This window comes from Aurantimonas sp. A3-2-R12, assembly GCF_036016755.1.
GTDB lineage: Bacteria > Pseudomonadota > Alphaproteobacteria > Rhizobiales > Rhizobiaceae > Aurantimonas > Aurantimonas coralicida_A.
Window position 1 is genome coordinate 1 of sequence record NZ_JAYXIH010000102.1, and the last position, 2,795, is coordinate 2,795.

The following is a 2,795-nucleotide window of genomic DNA, read 5'->3' on the forward strand; positions in this document are numbered from 1 at the left end:
CCATGAAGATCGCCGAACGGGCCGAGCCGGGGACCGTCATCCTCTGCATGCTGCCCGACACGGGCGAACGCTACATGTCAACGCCGCTGTTCGAGTCGATCCCCGAGGATATGACCGAGGAAGAAACGGCGTTGTCGCGTTCGACCCCCGGTTTCCAGATGGCCGCCGAGTAGACGGCGGCGGGCGGCCGGTGCGTGCTTACCCACGAGGTGGCCGGCGGCGAGGCGATCAGCGACGCGCGTACCGTGTCGGGCGACGCATTGCCGCCTATTGCGGCGACGCTGGTGGTGCGGCGGTCCTGAGGCGTCCTGATGGTCACCCATGTGGGCGACATATTTCAGCTTGGGAAACGAGCAATGGATACGATCGCGAAAGAAGCGAAGTCTGCCCGGGAGGAAACCCTCGACCCTGCGGATTGGGAAGTGCTTCGCGTCCTTGCCCGACGCGTCGTTGACGACGCGGTCGACTATATCCGCGACGTTCGCGAACGCCCTCTTTGGCAGGACATGCCGCCCGAGGTACGCGCACAGTTCCGCAGCCCGGTGCCGCAGGAGGGCCGGCCGCTGGCGGAGGTCTACGACGATCTCGTCACAAACATGCTGCCCTACCCGATGGGCAAAATCCATCCGCGCTTCTGGATGTGGTACATGGGGGCGAGCAACTTCACTGGCGCGCTGGGAGACTTCCTTGCAGCCATTCTTGGCTCGAATCTGGGCGGAGGCGATCATGCCGCTGCGGAGATCGACAAGCAGGTCGTCAATTGGTTGAAGGAGATGATGGGCTACCCGCCCGAGGCCAGCGGCACGCTGGTCTCGGGCGGGTCGATGGCCAACCTGATCGGGTTGACCGTGGCGCGCAACCGGATGTCCGGTATCGACCTGCGCGAACTGGGCGTGGGTGCGCTGAAGGAACCCATGCGGTTCTACGGCTCCGACCAGATCCACTCGTGTCACCAGATCGCCCTCGAGGCGATGGGGATGGGCAACCGGGCGCTCTGCCGCGTACCCACGGACGCGGCCTGCCGGATGGACGTTTCAGCCCTTCGCACCGCCATCGCCGAAGACAGGGCGGCAGGGGCCCAGCCCGCCTGCGTGATCGCGACCGCTGGCACGGTCAATACCGGTGCTATCGACGATCTGGAGGCGATTGCAGATCTCTGCGCCGAAGACGGGCTGTGGCTGCATGTGGACGGCTGCATCGGCGCGCTTCTTGCCATCGCGCCCGAGGGGAAGGCGCTGGTGCGCGGGATCGCGCGGGCCGATTCCATCGCGCTCGACCCGCACAAATGGCTCCACGCCCCGTTTGAGGTGGGCTGCGCCCTGGTCCGGGATGCCGATGCACATTTCGGGAGCTTCACGCTGACGCCGGAGTATCTGGAAAACGCACCGCGCGGCATCGCTTCAGGGGCCTGGTTGAACGACTTCGGCCTTCAGACATCGCGCGGGTTTCGTGCGCTCAAGGTGTGGATGGCGCTTGAGGAACATGGCGTCGCCAAATTTGGCCGCCTGATCGATCAGGATCTCGCCCATGCGCACTATCTGACGGAACGGATCACAGCCACCCCCGATCTCAGCATCTGTTTTCCGACCGCCATCAACATCGTCTGCTTTCGATACGACCCGGGTGGGCTGACCGAGCCGGCACTCAAGAAGCTGAACACCGAAATCATGGTTCGGATGCAGGAAGCTGGCGTTGCTGCGGTATCCGACACGACGGTGCAAGGCCGCCATTGCCTGCGCGCCGCAATCAACAATCACCGAACGACCCGCGCAGATCTGAATATCCTCATCGACGAGGTTGGACGCCAGGGGGCGGCGCTGATTGGCGAGGCCGTTCTTGAACGCCCCTGAACTTCACGCGCTGTGGGTCTCCGAACAAGGACGAATGGATCAATGCAGGCGACGCTGTTGTCTGCAAGCCCTTCGGGGGTGCCATCGCCGGTCCGAGCTAATACTAACGTGCATTGATCAGAACCTGTGCGCCCAGTCGGCTCCAACGTGACCTTCATCCGCCATGACGGGGGTGTGGAGCGTCCTACTCGCCGCTGAGATACCTGCGGTTAGCCCAGCCCTGCCTGCCGTCGATTCGAACTTTCTGCCACGAACCCGTCGCATACGGCAGGAGCGCGATGCCACACGTCCGACGGGATAGCTGAGCAAGAACGCGGGACTGAGGTGATGGCCATGCCCGGAGATTCAAGGTGTCTCCCCGCGCCACACCGGTGACGCAATACATGGCCGGCGAGACCATCGAGATATATCGCTTTTGCACCCATCCTAGCGAGTGGCCGTCTTCGACGGGACACCAACTGCCCCGACAGGGACCAGTGACCAAAATTCCGCACTCTCCGTAACGCTTTCGAGCAGCAATAGGGGCGTCGGCCCTCGGACGTTCGCGCATGTTCAGGCGGTCATCGGAGCGAACATTAACGACGCAATGTTCCTCTCCAGGAACGACCTGAGCCGTTGCCAGCCCGATTAGCCCAAATAAGCTGAGGGCAGCTAGAACGAGCAGCGCCATCCATTTAGTCATCCTGGCCTCCCGGTATCGCGCCGCACCCTACAGCGGCTTGCCTGAACGCCAGATGTATGGTTGCCCAGTCATGGGGTGCCTCTTGACCTGCCACTGAGTTTTTCCTCCACTGTCAAATCGCTTCGAACCGTGCCCCCCATTTCGCTTGGAATGTTGGGACTGACTCAATCCCGATGCAGTTGAGGGGCCGTATGGCGATTTTCCGAAGAGGAGAACGGCCACATGCCGACCGCTATTTCGCTTTCGTCGTTGATTCCGGCCGG

2 protein-coding genes are annotated in these 2,795 nt (G+C 62.7%); one reads left to right on the forward strand and one right to left on the reverse strand.

The features are described 5' to 3' along the window. Window positions 1-356: 356 nt before the first annotated feature. Window positions 357-1,850: a pyridoxal phosphate-dependent decarboxylase family protein gene (locus VSX60_RS22140; RefSeq protein WP_327626397.1), complete on the forward strand. Its 1,494-nt coding sequence runs from the start codon at window positions 357-359 to the stop codon at window positions 1,848-1,850. A 184-nt stretch (window positions 1,851-2,034) separates the two neighbouring features. Here VSX60_RS22140 and VSX60_RS22665 read toward each other — a convergent pair whose 3' ends face one another. Further along, window positions 2,035-2,532 carry an SH3 domain-containing protein gene (locus tag VSX60_RS22665; RefSeq protein ID WP_442873140.1) on the reverse strand — a complete coding sequence of 166 codons (498 nt, stop codon included), beginning with the start codon at window positions 2,530-2,532 and terminating at the stop codon, window positions 2,035-2,037. Between the last annotated feature and the right edge of the window lie 263 nt (window positions 2,533-2,795).

Excerpts from the sequence above, each read along its gene's own strand:
- VSX60_RS22140 (WP_327626397.1), top strand. The coding sequence starts at position 357 with ATGGATACGATCGCGAAAGAAGCGAAGTCTGCCCGGGAGGAAACCCTC.
- VSX60_RS22665 (WP_442873140.1), bottom strand. The coding sequence starts at position 2,532 with ATGACTAAATGGATGGCGCTGCTCGTTCTAGCTGCCCTCAGCTTATTT.